The organism is Mesorhizobium sp. P160219 (genome assembly GCF_057786095.1).
In genome coordinates, this window is the sequence record NZ_JBYNWG010000001.1 from 3,866,280 (window position 1) to 3,881,109 (window position 14,830).

Sequence of the window (14,830 nt, forward strand, 5' to 3'; positions counted from 1 at the left end):
CATCGTCTAGCCCCCTTGACCTGCCAAGAGGCATCTGAACAGGAAAAGGTGACGAAAAGCGCCAGGCGGCGCCGCAAGGCGAAGCTGTGTACGATCTGGAGCTCGCTACCGATCAGGTCATAGCTGGCTCCGGCGCCCCCCAGACCATCTGGCCGCTGGCGAAAATATGCGATCCTGCTAAACTTATCCCGTGTGAACACACATGAATGGGGGCTTTGTGCCGGTATCATATGACCTCATTGGCAAGACAGCCGTCGTAACCGGCGGAGCAAAGAGTATCGGCAAGGCAATCGTAGAGCGCCTTGTAGCGTCGGGTGCCTCAGTGCACGTGTGGGATCGAGATCAGATCGAACTGAAGGGTGTGGTGTCTACGAAGGTCGATATTACCAGCCGCGATCAGGTAACCCATGCGATCAACATGATCGTCGATCGTGGCCTGCGTATAGACGTTCTGGTTAACAACGCCGGTTATCTAGGAACCCTTCACCCGTTTGACCAACACGAACCTGCAGACTGGCGAAGCATCATCGAAACCAATCTGATCGGCACGATGCAAGTGACGCAGTTGGTTTTGCCCCACATGCGAAAATGGGGTGTTGGCCGCATTGTCAATATGGGCTCTTTGGCGGGCAAGGAAGGACTTGCCAACCTTGCCGCCTATTCAGCCTCCAGCGCAGGTATCGTAGTCTTCACAAAGGCGCTTGGGCGTGAGGTTGCCAATACAAACATACGCGTGAACTGCGTCGCTCCTGGGCCAATCGATACTGACATGATCCGAAACCTCGGGGTCGCAGCTGTCGAGACAATGATCGCCGATAGTCCAATGAACCGGCTCGGCCGGGTCGAAGAAGTTGCCCACATGGTGGCCTGGCTGTGCTCGGACGCCAGCAACTTCAATACCGGCGCGGTATTCGACATGTCGGGTGGGCGGGCGCGTTACTAAGCGCCGACTGTCTCGGTGCTTTCAGGTGGCCCGGCGTCACCGTGGACCAAATACTCCCACCCCTAAACGGCGACCTATGTGATCCCCTCATGGCAACTCTGCGGTACGAGGTAAGGCGGGAACCGGATGGGACGTGGACGGTGTTCGACGTGTTCACCGGGCAGCCGGCTATTATGGTGGGCCACCCTTCTGTCGACCTTCCCGACATGGAGTATGCTGAAGAGCTGGCAGCCATCCTGAATGCCAACAACCTGAAGCATAGGCTATATCACGGGAGGTCCCCGAAGGTTCGCCTGACCGAGGTGGCATGACAAGTTAGCCATTCAACCAGCCTTCGTACTGCCCATCCAGGATGGCTCGTCCGATTCCGAGCAAGCATTAGTTATTGAACTACCGACTACGACGGTCTTAAATCGACTTCCCATTGCGTTTCGTAGGGAGGATGTGATGGGCAAGGTGGTGCCAATTCGCAGGGCCACGCCTTGCGTGGAAGTAGTCGGAGCCAGTGGCGAATGGGTAGGGTCGTCCGCATCATAGAGACCGACCAGGAAATTACACGCTCATTCGGCCTGAATCGTTTGCGCTGTCCTTCGCAGAAAGCCAGCGGATACGCCTGCATCTCGACAAAAAGCTCTGGGTGAACGGTGCTAAATCCCCGAGCCGTCCAGTTGCTGGCTGTCTTGCCTCCCCAGGGCGCCGGCATGGAGGCTCGGTTTCGGCAGTAACGTCGAGACGATGCGCTCGACGAGCCTGAAGGTCGATCGTGAAAAATCGGACGCTCAAAGCTCCTGCCTCGGGCCGCGTTCTCGCCGCTCAATGATCGTCGAACTGCCTGCGTAGGTGATCAGGTGAAACCAGACCTATTCCTCGCCCGTCACGCCTCTCTTTCAGCCGTGCGACGACTACATGCTGGCCGCTTTCTGAGGATTTTCACCGCGAAGCTGACGGTCCGCTTGCGGCCCCATCTCAGTCATACCGATCACAGGCAGGGCGTGAAGCGCGCGTCGCATTGCGAGTAGGGAAGGTAGTGTGCTGAGAGTTCTGCAATTCGCTGAGAGAGGGCGGTCATGGCAGGCTGGTGATGTTCAACGTCACCGATTCCCTGGAAGGAACGCCACCATGACCAAGACAGAAGGTAAATCGACCAGCGCTGCCGTCAAAGACATTCTGCTTTCGAACCCGGAGGGGCTGCACGAAGTGATCCGTGCGGTAATGCAGGAGGTTCTCGAGGCCGAGATGGAGGAGGCGCTGGGTGCTTCGAAGGGCGAACGCACGCCTGAGCGCCTTGGCTATCGCTCGGGTTACTACGGCCGCACCCTGGTCACCCGGGTGGGCAAGCTTGAGCTGCGGGTTCCACAGGACCGGGCGGGTCACTTCTCCACCGAGCTGTTCGAGCGCTACCAGCGTTCGGAGCGGGCCTTGGTGGCAACGCTTGCGGAGATGTATGTCCAGGGCGTGTCGACCCGCAAGGTCAAGGCGATCACGGAAGAGCTGTGCGGTCATGCCTTCTCGGCTTCGTCGATCTCGGCCATCAACAAGCGCTTGGACGAGAGCCTGAAGGCGTTTGCCGAACGACCTCAGGAGCCGTTTCCTTACCTCATCCTCGATGCGCGCTACGAGAAGGTGCGTGAAGCCGGTGTTGTCATGAGCCAGGCGGTGCTGATCGCGGTCGGTATCGACTGGGACGGAAGGCGCCAGATCCTGGCCGTGGAGATGGCCAATCGCGAGAGCCGCTCGGCCTGGAGGGACTTCCTCGTCGGCCTCAAGGCGCGCGGCCTCAAGGGCGTCGAGTTGGTTGTGTCCGACGATCACGCCGGCCTGGTCGCGGCGATCGGCGAGGTGATCCCCGAAGCCGCCTGGCAACGCTGCTACGTGCACTTCCTCAGGAACGCGCTCGATCATCTGCCGAGGAAGCACGGCGACGACTGCCTGCAGGAATTGCGCTGGCTCTACGACCGGCGCGATCTCGCAGAGGCCAGGGCTGATCTTGCCGCATGGCTGTCCAAATGGTCCGCCCGCTACCCGCGGCTGACCACCTGGGCGGAAGAAGCCATAGAACAGACGCTGACTTTCTTCCGGCTGCCGCGTCAGCATCACAAGCACCTCAAGTCCACCAACATGCTTGAACGGCTCAACGAGGAAATCCGCCGGCGCACCTATGTCGTGCGCATCTTCCCGAACGCCGAAAGCTGCCTGCGCCTGCGCCTGGTCAGCTGGCCGTCGAAACCAATGAAAACTGGATGGAGGCCAACCGCTATATCAACATGGATGATCTGCGCGAGCACAAGAAGCTCGCTCTACGCCAAGCCGCATGACCAGTTTCATGATCGCCCATTTTGCAGAACTTGACGCACACAACCGTAGGGAAGGGCGGATTTAACCCCCAAAACACCCGCGACAGAGATGCTCAAGTCACGCTCTTCAAAGCCATTCTGATTAGACGTGACGCTGCGTTCGCAAAGGGTATCGAGCGGGTTAGTTATGTATGAAAACTGTGACGCCCCGATCGAGCACGGATTCGCACGCATATTTCTCTAACCCACGCCTCTCGGGCGAATGAACCGCCTCTCTGCTTACTCTGGCCGTGCCGTCTTCTTCTCCCGCGGCAGTTCGCGTCTTTGTTTGCAGACGACCACGATCGATTTGTCCCAGCGATCCACTCGCCGCTGGGATAGATGATTGCTTTGCTGATCTTGAGGAACGATGGCCTGATCCGCATGCAACGCGCCCGTTCGAAGAGTCCCGTCGCTTACCTGGCCGTGACAGCGAGCGATGACTTATTCAGGGGTGAGCAAGTTGAGGGTCAGGCATTGGCGGGACAGATAGCAGAGTTGTGCAACAGATTGTTGCACCCGCGACCACGTCGGTAGAGACCCGAGGAGAAATGTCGGCGGCATCACCGCGGACGCTCGTGGTGACCCGAAGCTCTCAATAGAGCTCAATGACCGCTTTGCGTCTAATATGACAGGTCGAGCGCGCTACCCTCTTGCCTGAAAACCGGAACGGCCGGTTGCCGAATGGCTAGTTATCCAGAACCAATCTGACTTTCTGGGCGAGAGCTTGGAGGGTAGCGGGTTTCTGCAGGAGTTGAACGTTTGGATCGATGATCCCATTGCGAACTATGGCATCACGTGCGTAACCGGACGTAAAGAGCACCCTCAAGTCAGGCCGCAATTCAACGGCAGCATCCGCAAATTCCCGACCGTTCATTCCGGGCATGACAACATCCGTCAGCAGCAAGGAAACGTCTCCTCGATCCTCAAGAATGCGCAGGCCTTCAACCCCATTCTCAGCAGAAATCACCGAATAGTCGAGATCCTCGAGCATTTGCATTGTCAGTTGTCTTACACTCGCCTCGTCCTCGACGACGAGGATCAATTCCTCTGGCTTGCCATTGGCAACGTCTTGGCTGTTCGCCCGCCGTGCTCCATCGGCGGGACCATTGTGCCTTGGCAACCAGATGCTGATGGTAGTCCCCACCCCCAGTTTTGAATCGATTTTGACATAGCCACCGGACTGCTTGACGAAGCCAAACACCTGACTCAGCCCAAGGCCGGTTCCCTTGCCGACACCTTTGGTGGTAAAAAACGGCTCGAAGGCTCTTTCCAGAACCTCCGCGCTCATACCCGAGCCCGTGTCCCTCACCGCAATAAGGACGTAGGGGCCGGGGGAAATGCCATGATCTGCAGCAACCGACTGGTCGACCAGGAGTGCAGAGGTTTCGATTGTCAGGGTTCCGCCCTCCGGCATGGCATCGCGAGCGTTGACCGCCAGATTTACGAGGACATTTTCGAGTTGGCTGGGATCAGCGAGCACTGCACCGTCATCGGATTGCACGACCGTATTGAGTGTTACGTGCTCGCCCAGGGTCCGGCGCAAAAGCTCCGACATATCCTGCACCATCCGGCCGACGTCGAGGGATTCAGGGGAAAGCGGCTGCTGCCGGGAAAAAGCCAGTAGCCTTTGCGTCAGCATGGCAGCTTTGTGGGCACCCTCGGTCGCGGCTGCGATCAGTTGGTGCACGCCGGGCTCGCCGCGGTCGACGCGCCGCTGGATCAAGTTGAGTCCTGAGATGACAACTCCCAGCATGTTGTTGAAGTCGTGCGCGATACCGCCCGTGAGTTGCCCCACCGCCTCCATTTTCTGGCTTTGGCGCAGCTGATCCTCCAAATTCCTGCGGACGTTGAGGGGGAGCCGTCATCTGATGCTGGCCTCCGATCCAGCCAGCATCTTGAATCACAAAACCACTCTCACGGGAATCCCGCAGATTCAGTCAAAATCTGAACTGCTCTAAGCGTCCATTCAAGCGGCTCGTGATCTGGTTGCTCGTGCCACATCACTTGACGGAAGTCGCGGCGGTCAACCTGCTGGCCGCATATCGGGCCAAAGGTCGAAACGGTCTTGTCCGTCTGCCGGCGAATGTGGTTTGCCGGGGATGCGTGGGCCAAGGGCTGCTATTCTGGTCATGCTCGAACGAACACGATTCCGCGGCAAAAGTTCCGTCAGTTTGGTCTTCTCAGTTGGTGAAAGACATCGCACCAAAAGCGGAAGTCATTTGGTCGGCCGTCGAAATGTGCCTCCAAAGCGCAGTGCGCCACGGCGGTCGGCGCTTCAAGCCCATAGAGTTCGATCGCAGATTGAGCGGCCTGACCTTGGTCGACGAGATCGGCAATCTTCAAAGCCGTAAATCAGCGCTCCGCATTGCGAGCCTTCCGGTATGAGTTCCGAGCCTAAGACGCTCCTGAGTAGGCTTTTCGCCCTTATTATTTTCTCTGCCGCCGGCGCCACTGTCTATTGTCGGTGGCGAGGCCGCTGCCACCTTCTGAGCGGGCGAGCGATGGAGTGCCTTCGACGGTGAAGACGATTCCGGCGTCTTCAAACGCTTTGCGGATCGCCGCGATGTTGTGGGGACGCGATTTCCTGAATCCGTTCTCAAGATCGCTGATGGCCATTTCGCTAAGATCTGCCTTTGCGGCAAGTCGCACACGCGACCAGTTCAGTAGGGCTCGTGCTGCTCTGGATTGATCTGCTGAGAGTACGGTTCGGCTGTCCATAAACAGTCGAACATTCAATATCGCTTAAATGTTCCTCTTGACCTTCTGCGATTTCTAACGGCGTGATGCCGGCCTCTCGGGTAACGCGGCGGGGTTTTCCAATAACTTTGCGGAACGCTGATCGTCACGCCGCAACGTCTTCTTTTTCGGCTTGGTCTTCTCAACCAGATCTGGCCTTTTCGCTATCAGGTAGTCAGCCTTGTTCGTTCGATAGTCTTCTTTGTGGATGGACATTTCTACAATCTCCATTGTGGAGATCAACGCGGCTGGAAGCCGACAAGGTCGATCCGAACGGCGCACCGTCCTAATACGAGTCTTGTCGACCATACCAGTCGTCGACGTCTCGCCGCACGCGATCCTTCTCAATGCCGTAGCGTTCCTGGATCGTACCTTCGAGCTGATCGCGGTTGCCGGCTATGCGGTCGAGATCATCATCAGTGAGCTTGCCCCACTGCTCCTTGACCTTACCTTTGAATTGCTTCCAATTTCCTTCGACGCGATTCCAGTCCATGATGGCGATCTCCTTTCGTTGTCCTTTCGAATAACGGTCGTATGGCTGTCAGGTTCCGCTGCAGGTAAGCGCGCTTGCTTGTGATCTAGCAATGGAACCTAATGCCCGTCGACCGCATGTGTGCGCCGGCCTTTTCCGGTTTGGGAACACAGCCGGCCTTTTGCCGTTGGTCTGGAACAGCTTCGCAAGGAAATGCACGTGCTCGCCGATCCGGGCATCTGGGTCGCGTTGGCGGCTGTGTTCATCCCTTATGGAGTCGGTGTCGCACTGCTTCTGAGGGTAGCCGGTTGATGGACCTGCCAGCGCTGCTCTGGCGTCAGATGAGCGGATTTCCATAGAAGCCGCCTCAACTTGGCGGCGGGGGGTCTTCGCGTTCGGCCATCTGTTCCAAGAGCTTCCTTGACGCAGCCAGGACGCGGCGTACGTGGGGAGTTGAGTTCGCCGACCATATCGATGGCGAAGGCGCCGGACAGGGCGCCACACGTCTTGGCGGGGCGCTCTGAGGGCGTTGGCGATGTCATCGAAGATCGCTTCCATCGGTCGAGTCTCGAACGCCGAACCTGTGAATCCCCTGTTTGTTCCGTCAAAGTCTAACGATCAGGGAAGCGCCATTGAAAGCACGTGCAGTAACGGTTGATTCAACCATTGCTGGTAAATTGTGAAATGTGGGTGGCGGCTCCGACAGTTCGGGGTGGAACTCAATGCCGAAGCCGCCTGCGCAGCCAAGGTTGGGGTTTGACCGCGCCGTCCTATATGGGACAGCGCGGTCAACGATTCGTTAAAACGTTCTGGAACTAATTAAGCACGCGCTAATTGACTCGCGGTCTCGGGAGTCAGTGCATGCGTGAAGTTCATTCCTCCGATGGTGCCGATTTTGGCGGGACAGGCCTCCCGAGGGCATTGCACAGCGTCACGTACCGGCCGCCGCCTTCGTCTTCCCTCTTCTTAGAGATCCGCCATTCGTTGGGCGAGTGGGTTGTTCGCATCATAGGGAGGAACGGTGAAACGTATTCCCGAGCATTCGAATATGAAGCAGATGCCGTCGCTTTCGCTGGCGATCAGTCTTCTCGTCTAGGATTGGAAGCTCCCCCGAAGCGAGCAACTTGACGAAATCAGCGAGAGACGCGCTGAAGCAGAGCGACTATCTGTTTCGCGGTCTCGTCGGTCCCGATCACTGGCGACTGTCGTGCGTCATCTTTCTGTATGATCGATGACGCCTGTTCGGGGGTGGTATCATCCTCCAGGTCGAACTCACGGACTCCGATGGGGGTTCTTGCCTTACATCTCACACATGGATTTTTGGTGCGAAGCCAATTCATAGTGATTGGGCCGACGTGCGGCCTGATTGAAGGTCAAAAGCTACTTCGGCGGCTGCGAACAGCCTAGTCTATGACCTCGCCACCGAACAGCCGGAACCTAAGCGCTTAATGGAGCTTAAGGCTCCATGAGTACACGCGGTATCAATTTCCTCGATCGCTGGGATCGGCAACAATCTCCCCGAAACGGCGAAGGCCGACACGGTTTCGATAAGTGAGTACACACACAAATTGTACGCCGACGCTAAGGCGCTCGGGATCAGGCGCGAAGAGATCGACGAAGAAGTTGACAGCCTATATCGGACGCTGGTCGATGCGCCTTCGGAACTTACCCCCCCTATAAATTAGCAGGGGAGGCACGGCATTCTTCAAGCCGTCGCTCTTATCCTTTCCCGATAGCTTCACCGGACATCGCGCTGGCCGACACCTTCTTGCGCAATGCCGCAGTGTGCCTCGATGGCGCTGACCGGGCGGCGGATCTGGGCAGGCGCAATGCGGCCCTTCACGCCATCGCCATCGCCATTGAATTGCTCCTGAAGTCGCATCTTCTCAGAACAGCGACCGACGATCGCTGGAATCGCCGCCATATCGGGCACGATCTCGGCAAGGCCGCTCGTTACGCCGAGAGAGCTGGATTGGGCCTGCCACCGCAACTGCACAGCGTCATCGCCCAGCTTCATCCTCATTTTCAGCGTGGCGGCTTCCAACGGGACCCAGCGCGTTCATGGCCGCCCGGTTTCTCGCTCGACGCCCGCCACATCGCGCGGCGGCTTGCTCAGACTCTCATGGAACATAAGCGTCGCGCTAACGACGCCGCTGCTCCTGACTTGAAGATGACCCCACCCCCGCGATCCATTGCGCTGATCCTTGGTCCAGCCGACGGCCTGACGCCATCAACCCGCAAGGGGTCGGACTACGCGAAGCGTGCCGCCGCTCCGGCTTCGCCTTCGCGGTGATTGCGGCCATCCGCCGAACACATCGGGCGCCTGTCAGCGGGGGAGGGTCCTCCGCTTCAAACAGGAGCCGGATCGATGTCCCTCGCCGACGCACATGCATTCGCCTTCAGCCTCGCCGCCACCCTCATGGTAGCCATCGTCATCTTTCGCGCCGGCGACGGCACTCTCTCGGTCGTGCCCGCGAACGAGTATGACGGCGACGACAGCGCCATCATCGGCGAAATCGACCCGTTCGCCCCATGACGGAGCGGAATCGCGCCAAGAACACCGGCGGGTTTCGCCCGCCCTTTTCCCTTGCTATGCTCTGCGCTGCGCCGAGGTGGTGGTGGAAGGCGCAATCGCCAGAGGTATTCTCTCGGAGACACCACCATGATCATCCTCGGCATGTTTCTTTGTATCGCGGCCATCGGCATCCTGTGCTGGTTGCTCTTCACGCTTGCTATCTTCGCCCTTCCGTTGTTCGTCGGGGTCAGCGCAGGCACCTGGGCATTCAACACCGGTGCCGGCTGGCTTGGCGCGATCCTCGTCGGTAGCCTCGCAGCCGGGTTGACGCTCGGCATCGGCCAAATCCTCCTCGGCGTTATCAGCTCCATGTGGGCGAAGCTGGCGATCACGCTTGTCTTCGTCGCGCCTGCGATGGTTGCCGGCTACCATGCCACCCATGGCATCGCGAAGCACATGATGCCTTCGGAAACCTGGCAGGTCGTCTTCTCCGTCATTGGCGCGACCGCCGTCGGCGTCACGGCATATCTGCGGGTCGCGGGCATGACGTCAGCCGACCAATCCGGCAGGGACGTGGTTCGAGCCTAGACCCCCGCGGGCGGCGCAGGTGGACCAGACCGACGAAGGCCTAGCCTCCTCATTATCGGTGGTTGGAGCAATCGGGTTCCATGCCAGGATCGAGCAACGGCCACGTGCCGGCGCGGCCTCGTCTGGGACTTGGACTTTCTTTGGTCGATGCCCATGGCAGACCGACAAGTCGGTAGCAGGACGGCAGCGCGCGCGGTGGCGGCGGCGTTGCAGGTGCGCGGAATCTGTGCCTGGAATGCGTGGGCGATGCCGGTGAAGCCTGTAGCGATCTGCCGGAGGCGCGTTGCACGCCAACGTCTCCGTTCCCAATCTGTCCCAAGAGCGCTCCAAACGGCCTCTTCAATGGGCTGATCTGGCCGAACGACGGCTGAAGCCTCGACCGCCTAGGCCGCAACGGCGCATCTCGACTTTCTTCCCCTGCCGGCTCCCACCCCATGCCGCAAGCGCATGGGGACCCCGAGCGCCGCCATTCCTCGCGAGACAAGAAAGTCGTTCCTGCGCCGTCCTCCGCGTTGCTCCGGTCGCAAGCGATGCGTCGTCGGTCGCCTTCGGCCACCCGATCGCCATCGAGGCCGCATGGTGCGGGCTCGGGAACAGAAAACGGAGACTTACAATGGCTACCATCGGCACCTTCAAGAAGACCGCCTCGAACGAATTCACCGGGGACATCGTCACCCTCAGCGTCCAAGCCAAGAACGTGCGCATCGTCCCAGACACACGCGCCACCGGCGAGAACGCTCCCAGCCACCGGGTGCTGGTCGGCCGCGCCGAGATCGGCGCCGCCTGGTCGAAGACCTCCAACGAAGGCCGCGATTACCTGGGTCTCAAGCTCGACGATCCGAGCTTCAACGCCCCGATCTACGCCAACCTCTTCGACGACGAGGAAGGGGAGGGTTTCTCGCTCATCTGGTCCCGCCCGAACGCGCGGCGGGGTGACTAAGGACCCGCGCAGGCCCCGGCCGGAAGGCCGGGGCCTTCTTCCGCGGACGTCCGGTTCGATTCACTCAAGCCGAGAGCGATGCCGAAACCGCATCGCCTGATGCTTATCAACCGTCCTCCATCGGCGCTGTTGTTTCTATAAAATGCAGGCTTTCACTGTGAAGACGAGGCAAGCGATGATCGAGCCGTTTGACGAAACCGCGCCGACCAGTGACGAACTCACCGAATACGATCGGGACCACGTCAAGCTCTATATGCGCCTGCTTGACGCCGCCGACGACGGCGCGGACTGGCGCGAGGTGGTCGAAATCCTCTTCGGCATTGATCTGACGAAGGAGCCACAACGCGCCCGGCGCATCCACGACAGCCATCTGGCGCGAGCGCGCTGGATGGCGCGTGCAGGCTACCGTCATCTCTTGCGTCGACCCGGCAACTAGCACCACAGCGCCTGTGGTTCGCGGGTGATGCCGAAGTGGCATCACCCGATGCCCGGCAAGGGTCTTCCGCCAATCGCTACAACCCGGAATCGTTTGGAGGCGGGGTCTACGCGTTGTTTGCGAGGAGCTCTTGGATGAGGCCGGATACGTCGCATTGGCGAGACAATGCCAGCTATGATTATTTTGATACATTACCTATCGAAGGGCTCGCCTGGGAGTGTCTGCGGCGTCACCAACCCTATCAACGGCACTACCAAGCGCTCCTTACCACAAGATCCGAAAAAGCACCCTTCCACCCTGAGGCACAGCGGCAGTGGGGGTTGCGATTTCCCGGCCACGCCGGATTTGTCCGCCTTGGCGCAAGACGTTCTGTGGTCGCCTGACGTCGATCCAGCTGTGGTTTCTCTCGTGCCGGCGCCGGAATTCCTGTCGTCCTTGCGATCGGCGCCGTTGACCGGCCTGGGCGTGGTCCACGACAGCCCGGAAGGACGCCACACTGTCCATAGTGCAGGTGTCGTCACCCAACTTCTCCTTCTGCCCGGCAGTGACCCGCACGGTCACCTGGCGGCGCTGATCCCCTTGGACGCAGAAACATTGGGACGGATCGAAGCACTCACCCGTTTCTGGCGTTCGTTGCAGGGGCGCCCCAAACCTTCGGACACGCGGATGACCCCGCAGCAGCGCCGCCGCTTTCGTCTGATGATGCAGGCCGCTGACGGCCATTCGAATGGCGCGAGCTACCGCGACATTGCCGTCGCCCTTTACGGGTCTAAGCGCGTCGCTGCCGATCCCTGGAAAACTTCCGCACTGCGCGACGCGGTGATCGGCCTGGTCGAAGGTGCCACCGCCATGATCGGCGGTGGCTATTTGCAAATCCTGCGTCATCGCCGCCGATCCTAGCGGGTCTGGCCGCGCAAAAGGGGTGGAGTTTTAGCCCCCCTCAACTTCCCCATCCCTGACGAAGCTTACTCTCCGCCACCGTGGTCTCCGCCCACCGCTGAACGCCAGCGGCTGCCCAAGACCCCACGGAGGTTCGACCCATGCGACCCGATATCGCCGTTTTGCCGCCGCGCTTCCTGCGCACCAAGGAGGCCGCGGATTTCCTCAGCCTGTCCGCCCGCACGCTCGAAAAGCACCGGACCTATGGCACTGGTCCTTCCTACCGCAAGCTCGGCGGCCGTGTCGTCTATGCCGTCGACGATCTTCAGGCGTGGGCCGAACGCGGCGCTGTCACGTCTACATCCGATCCGCGGGGGTCGGTCCTGCCGGCCAAGCGTCACACGCCGACGCCGCCGACGCACGGCGGACGATACGCACGCTGACCGCGCGCGGATTTCCAATGGTGGCTCGAAACCAATCCCTTTCGGAGCGCGGGCAGCTCGACCTGTTCAGGGCGCTGCCTGGCGACTTCGCCCCACGAGATGCGCAGGATCTCATGGCCTATCCGTTCTTCTCCCTGTCCAAGACCCATCGCGTCGCGCCAATCGACTTCACGGCCGGCAACGTCACGATCCGGGTCGAAGCCGTGCCCGATCATGGCATGGCGACCATCTGGGACGCCGACATCCTGATCTGGGCCGCAAGCCAGATCGTCGAGGCGCGCGACGCGGGCCTTCGCACCTCGCGCCTGATGGCCGCCACGCCCTATGAGATTCTGACCTTCGTTGGCCGCGGCAAGAGCCTGCGCGACTATCAGCGCCTGAAGGCGGGGCTTGACCGGCTGCAGTCGACCACCGTCTCGACGACGATTCGTCAGCCCGCCGAAGGCCGGCGTCACCGCTTCTCATGGATCAATGAGTGGCAGGAGCGCATTAATCGCCATGGCAAACCCGCGGGGATCGAGTTGATCGTCCCCGACTGGTTCTACCAGGCAGTCCTCGATGAGGCGCTCGTGCTGACGATCGATCGCGCCTATTTCGACCTGACTGGCGGGCTGGAGCGCTGGCTCTATCGGCTGGTGCGCAAGCATGGCGGACGCCAGCGCGACGGCTGGCGCTTCGACTTCCGTCACCTTCATCAGAAATCCGGCAGCCTGTCGCCCTACAAGCGCTTTGCCTTCGAGCTGCGCGACATCATCCGCCGCCAGCCGCTGCCCGGCTACACCCTTGCGCTGGAAGTGGAGATTGGCGGCCGGGTTCTGCTTGCCTTCGAGCGGATCGGCTCCTGTGGAAGGCCTGTGGACGGCCTCGTGCTATCGGGAACCGGACCCATCGTGCCATCGGGAACCGCAGGCTCGTGCTATCAGCAACCGAAACGGCGCCTAACCGTAGGAAAGCAAAGCCGAAATCGCGCCCTTAACTTAGACTCTAACCCAGATTCTAACTTTGAAGCACGCGCGCAAGATGGGCAGAGGCTCGTACGGCGAGCCAGCCACGCACTCAGCGTAACCATCAACAACACCCCCAACACGTCGACGGTTTCTGGCGGTCGCATCACGGCAACCAGCGCTTCCGAAGGTCCGACTCCGCCGCTTGATCCGCGCTCGGGAGCCGCCCGATGAGCGCCGCACCCCTAAATCGAAAGAGCCGTGTCGGGAAGGCAACTTTGACGCTGCATCTCGCCGGTGAATTGACCTGCAAGCGAAATCAGTTCGCGACCTTCGTCGTGCGGCCGACCATCGACATGACGCCGCAGGTGCGCGACCGCATCGCCGCTTTCGAGCACGACGTCATCGTCGCCAACACGCTGCGCGCGAGGCTAGCGCGCGCATTTCCCACCACATCAGGAGAACCGAAATGATTGGCATTGCGGCTCCCCGCATGCGCGGCGCGTTCCCGGCGACGCACCACGCTACCGACAATCTCGTCCATGTCGAACTGACCTGGGTCGAGAAGAGGATCGAGAACTGGATACGGTTCGGCACGCACGCCCAGGAACAGATCGTTGATCGTCGCCGGCGCATCCTGTCCTATCGCCCCGGCGCGGTCTTCGCGTTCGTTCGCTGGGCCGCGAACGACTTCGGAACGATCATCTCACGCATCGATATCGTGCGTGCGGTCGCACGTGGCGAAGCCTATCAGACGCTCCCCTTCGTGCGCCCCGGCGGCGACATCCTTCTGAAGGTCGAGAGCTGGCCCAAGGTCGAACGCGTGCTGCAGGCGATCGACGCCATCCAAGCCCTCGGCATAGAACCTGAGTCGGTATCGACCGATCATTGGCGGCACATCCATAACCGGATAACCGCCGGCCACGCGCCGCGCAGCTACACACTCGACCAACATCGTGCCTTCCTGCTGCGCAAGAGGACCGAGCCGTGACGCGCGCAGCGATCATCCTGGCCAGCGTTGTCGCAACCATGGGCGTCGGCTATCCCGGCCTCACTTCGATGCCCACGAAGCTCATCTGGAATGCGTCAGCCAGCGCACCGATCGGCTTCTACACGATCGACTTCGACGGGCCGTTCGAAGTCACCGATCTTGTGGCCGTCGACGCGCCCGAGCCACTCGCGACGTTCCTCGCCGATCGCGGCTATCTGCCGAGGGGCGTGCCACTCCTGAAGCGCATCCTTGGCGTTTCCGGGCAACGTGTCTGTCGCTCGAACCTCACCATCACGGTCGATGGAAACGAGACGGGCATGGCGTTGAAGCGTGATCGGGCGGGCCGTGGCCTGCCGGTCTGGCAGGGCTGCCGCCGCATCCCGACAGGGGAAGTCTTCCTGATGAACCGGCAGGTCCGCGACAGCCTCGACGGACGCTACTTCGGCCCCACCTCCACCGCCCAGATCATCGGCCGCGCCGTCCCGCTGTGGACCGACGAGGACGGCAACGGCCGCTTCGAATGGTGCGCGCCAACGCGGTGAGCGCGCGACCAGCGGCGCGCGTCGTGGCGCCAGTCTTCATCACCGCACCACTCGAAAACAGGAGC

General features: G+C 60.5%; 19 protein-coding genes and 2 pseudogenes. 16 read left to right on the forward strand and 5 right to left on the reverse strand.

Features of this window, described 5'->3' with window-relative positions; genetic code table 11:
• Positions 1-202 precede the first annotated feature (202 nt).
• From AC3EMP_RS18705 to AC3EMP_RS18715, 3 genes and pseudogenes are all read left to right on the forward strand, one after another.
• Positions 203-943 (forward strand): SDR family NAD(P)-dependent oxidoreductase, encoded by a 741-nt coding sequence (locus AC3EMP_RS18705; RefSeq protein WP_023673881.1) that lies wholly within the window; start codon positions 203-205, stop codon positions 941-943.
• 140 nt (positions 944-1,083) lie between these two features.
• Positions 1,084-1,254: a hypothetical protein gene (locus tag AC3EMP_RS18710; protein WP_245262835.1), complete on the forward strand. Its 171-nt coding sequence runs from the start codon at positions 1,084-1,086 to the stop codon at positions 1,252-1,254.
• An 808-nt stretch (positions 1,255-2,062) separates the two neighbouring features.
• A pseudogene (locus AC3EMP_RS18715) lies at positions 2,063-3,258 on the forward strand (IS256 family transposase).
• A 706-nt stretch (positions 3,259-3,964) separates the two neighbouring features.
• Here the strand turns inward: AC3EMP_RS18715 and AC3EMP_RS18720 are convergent.
• Positions 3,965-5,113, reverse strand: a complete 1,149-nt coding sequence (locus AC3EMP_RS18720) for an ATP-binding protein (RefSeq protein ID WP_023690463.1) — start codon at positions 5,111-5,113, stop codon at positions 3,965-3,967.
• Between the two features lie 143 nt (positions 5,114-5,256).
• Between AC3EMP_RS18720 and AC3EMP_RS18725 the strand changes: the two genes are divergently transcribed.
• Positions 5,257-5,664, forward strand: coding sequence for a hypothetical protein (locus AC3EMP_RS18725; RefSeq protein ID WP_156936055.1), 408 nt, complete (start codon positions 5,257-5,259; stop codon positions 5,662-5,664).
• Between the two features lie 42 nt (positions 5,665-5,706).
• Here the strand turns inward: AC3EMP_RS18725 and AC3EMP_RS18730 are convergent, their stop codons facing one another.
• The 3 genes from AC3EMP_RS18730 to AC3EMP_RS18740 form a co-directional block, all read right to left on the reverse strand.
• A complete protein-coding gene (locus tag AC3EMP_RS18730) occupies positions 5,707-5,997 on the reverse strand; it encodes a helix-turn-helix domain-containing protein (RefSeq protein WP_031203328.1) in 291 nt (96 codons plus the stop codon).
• 54 nt (positions 5,998-6,051) lie between these two features.
• Complete coding sequence (locus tag AC3EMP_RS18735) at positions 6,052-6,231, reverse strand: hypothetical protein (RefSeq protein WP_023697507.1); 180 nt, start codon at positions 6,229-6,231, stop codon at positions 6,052-6,054.
• Positions 6,232-6,301: 70 nt separating this feature from the next.
• Positions 6,302-6,508 carry a CsbD family protein gene (locus AC3EMP_RS18740; protein WP_023690464.1) on the reverse strand — a complete coding sequence of 69 codons (207 nt, stop codon included), beginning with the start codon at positions 6,506-6,508 and terminating at the stop codon, positions 6,302-6,304.
• 1,444 nt (positions 6,509-7,952) lie between these two features.
• Between AC3EMP_RS18740 and AC3EMP_RS18745 the strand changes: the two are divergent.
• Positions 7,953-8,172: pseudogene (locus AC3EMP_RS18745) on the forward strand (DUF768 domain-containing protein).
• Positions 8,173-8,225: 53 nt separating this feature from the next.
• On the opposite strand, the gene AC3EMP_RS18750 reads toward AC3EMP_RS18745, so the two are convergent.
• Positions 8,226-8,504: a hypothetical protein gene (locus AC3EMP_RS18750; RefSeq protein WP_023694917.1), complete on the reverse strand. Its 279-nt coding sequence runs from the start codon at positions 8,502-8,504 to the stop codon at positions 8,226-8,228.
• Positions 8,505-8,855: 351 nt separating this feature from the next.
• On the opposite strand from AC3EMP_RS18750, the gene AC3EMP_RS18755 reads away from it, so the two are divergent.
• From AC3EMP_RS18755 to AC3EMP_RS18805, 11 genes are all read left to right on the forward strand, one after another.
• Positions 8,856-9,023, forward strand: a complete 168-nt coding sequence (locus AC3EMP_RS18755; RefSeq protein ID WP_352713290.1) for a hypothetical protein — start codon at positions 8,856-8,858, stop codon at positions 9,021-9,023.
• Between the two features lie 126 nt (positions 9,024-9,149).
• Complete coding sequence (locus AC3EMP_RS18760; RefSeq protein ID WP_352713287.1) at positions 9,150-9,590, forward strand: hypothetical protein; 441 nt, start codon at positions 9,150-9,152, stop codon at positions 9,588-9,590.
• A 613-nt stretch (positions 9,591-10,203) separates the two neighbouring features.
• Positions 10,204-10,530, forward strand: a complete 327-nt coding sequence (locus AC3EMP_RS18765) for a DUF736 domain-containing protein (RefSeq protein WP_023673530.1) — start codon at positions 10,204-10,206, stop codon at positions 10,528-10,530.
• 175 nt (positions 10,531-10,705) lie between these two features.
• The gene (locus tag AC3EMP_RS18770; RefSeq protein WP_352713284.1) at positions 10,706-10,966 is read left to right on the forward strand and encodes a DNA -binding domain-containing protein; all 261 of its coding nucleotides are present in this window, start codon (positions 10,706-10,708) and stop codon (positions 10,964-10,966) included.
• A 134-nt stretch (positions 10,967-11,100) separates the two neighbouring features.
• Positions 11,101-11,349 carry a transcriptional regulator domain-containing protein gene (locus AC3EMP_RS18775; RefSeq protein ID WP_084013101.1) on the forward strand — a complete coding sequence of 83 codons (249 nt, stop codon included), beginning with the start codon at positions 11,101-11,103 and terminating at the stop codon, positions 11,347-11,349.
• Positions 11,321-11,866, forward strand: coding sequence for a DUF2285 domain-containing protein (locus AC3EMP_RS18780; protein ID WP_023673528.1), 546 nt, complete (start codon positions 11,321-11,323; stop codon positions 11,864-11,866). The genes AC3EMP_RS18775 and AC3EMP_RS18780 overlap by 29 nt, the downstream gene beginning before the upstream one ends.
• A 140-nt stretch (positions 11,867-12,006) precedes the next feature.
• Positions 12,007-12,288: a helix-turn-helix transcriptional regulator gene (locus tag AC3EMP_RS18785; protein ID WP_023690466.1), complete on the forward strand. Its 282-nt coding sequence runs from the start codon at positions 12,007-12,009 to the stop codon at positions 12,286-12,288.
• 17 nt (positions 12,289-12,305) lie between these two features.
• On the forward strand, positions 12,306-13,466 hold the full coding sequence (locus AC3EMP_RS18790; protein WP_352713282.1) for a replication initiator protein A: 1,161 nt from the start codon (positions 12,306-12,308) through the stop codon (positions 13,464-13,466).
• Positions 13,463-13,705: a hypothetical protein gene (locus AC3EMP_RS18795; protein WP_352713279.1), complete on the forward strand. Its 243-nt coding sequence runs from the start codon at positions 13,463-13,465 to the stop codon at positions 13,703-13,705. Before AC3EMP_RS18790 ends, AC3EMP_RS18795 begins: the two co-directional genes overlap by 4 nt.
• Entirely contained in the window at positions 13,702-14,223 is a 522-nt protein-coding gene (locus AC3EMP_RS18800; RefSeq protein WP_352713277.1) for a DUF2840 domain-containing protein, read from the forward strand. The genes AC3EMP_RS18795 and AC3EMP_RS18800 overlap by 4 nt, the downstream gene beginning before the upstream one ends.
• A gap of 38 nt (positions 14,224-14,261) precedes the next feature.
• Complete coding sequence (locus tag AC3EMP_RS18805) at positions 14,262-14,765, forward strand: S26 family signal peptidase (protein ID WP_488494735.1); 504 nt, start codon at positions 14,262-14,264, stop codon at positions 14,763-14,765.
• The last annotated feature ends 65 nt before the right edge of the window (positions 14,766-14,830 follow it).

What these genes read in the sequence shown, in the direction of transcription:
- AC3EMP_RS18770 (WP_352713284.1), top strand. Translation starts at nt 10,706, where the DNA reads ATGATCGAGCCGTTTGACGAAACCGCGCCGACCAGTGACGAACTCACC.
- AC3EMP_RS18735 (WP_023697507.1), bottom strand. Translation starts at nt 6,231, where the DNA reads ATGTCCATCCACAAAGAAGACTATCGAACGAACAAGGCTGACTACCTG.
- AC3EMP_RS18785 (WP_023690466.1), top strand. Translation starts at nt 12,007, where the DNA reads ATGCGACCCGATATCGCCGTTTTGCCGCCGCGCTTCCTGCGCACCAAG.
- AC3EMP_RS18755 (WP_352713290.1), top strand. Translation starts at nt 8,856, where the DNA reads ATGTCCCTCGCCGACGCACATGCATTCGCCTTCAGCCTCGCCGCCACC.
- AC3EMP_RS18805 (WP_488494735.1), top strand. Translation starts at nt 14,262, where the DNA reads ATGGGCGTCGGCTATCCCGGCCTCACTTCGATGCCCACGAAGCTCATC.
- AC3EMP_RS18750 (WP_023694917.1), bottom strand. Translation starts at nt 8,504, where the DNA reads ATGAAGCTGGGCGATGACGCTGTGCAGTTGCGGTGGCAGGCCCAATCC.
- AC3EMP_RS18760 (WP_352713287.1), top strand. Translation starts at nt 9,150, where the DNA reads ATGATCATCCTCGGCATGTTTCTTTGTATCGCGGCCATCGGCATCCTG.
- AC3EMP_RS18730 (WP_031203328.1), bottom strand. Translation starts at nt 5,997, where the DNA reads ATGGACAGCCGAACCGTACTCTCAGCAGATCAATCCAGAGCAGCACGA.
- AC3EMP_RS18795 (WP_352713279.1), top strand. Translation starts at nt 13,463, where the DNA reads ATGAGCGCCGCACCCCTAAATCGAAAGAGCCGTGTCGGGAAGGCAACT.
- AC3EMP_RS18705 (WP_023673881.1), top strand. Translation starts at nt 203, where the DNA reads ATGAATGGGGGCTTTGTGCCGGTATCATATGACCTCATTGGCAAGACA.
- AC3EMP_RS18800 (WP_352713277.1), top strand. Translation starts at nt 13,702, where the DNA reads ATGATTGGCATTGCGGCTCCCCGCATGCGCGGCGCGTTCCCGGCGACG.
- AC3EMP_RS18775 (WP_084013101.1), top strand. Translation starts at nt 11,101, where the DNA reads ATGAGGCCGGATACGTCGCATTGGCGAGACAATGCCAGCTATGATTAT.
- AC3EMP_RS18765 (WP_023673530.1), top strand. Translation starts at nt 10,204, where the DNA reads ATGGCTACCATCGGCACCTTCAAGAAGACCGCCTCGAACGAATTCACC.
- AC3EMP_RS18790 (WP_352713282.1), top strand. Translation starts at nt 12,306, where the DNA reads ATGGTGGCTCGAAACCAATCCCTTTCGGAGCGCGGGCAGCTCGACCTG.
- AC3EMP_RS18740 (WP_023690464.1), bottom strand. Translation starts at nt 6,508, where the DNA reads ATGGACTGGAATCGCGTCGAAGGAAATTGGAAGCAATTCAAAGGTAAG.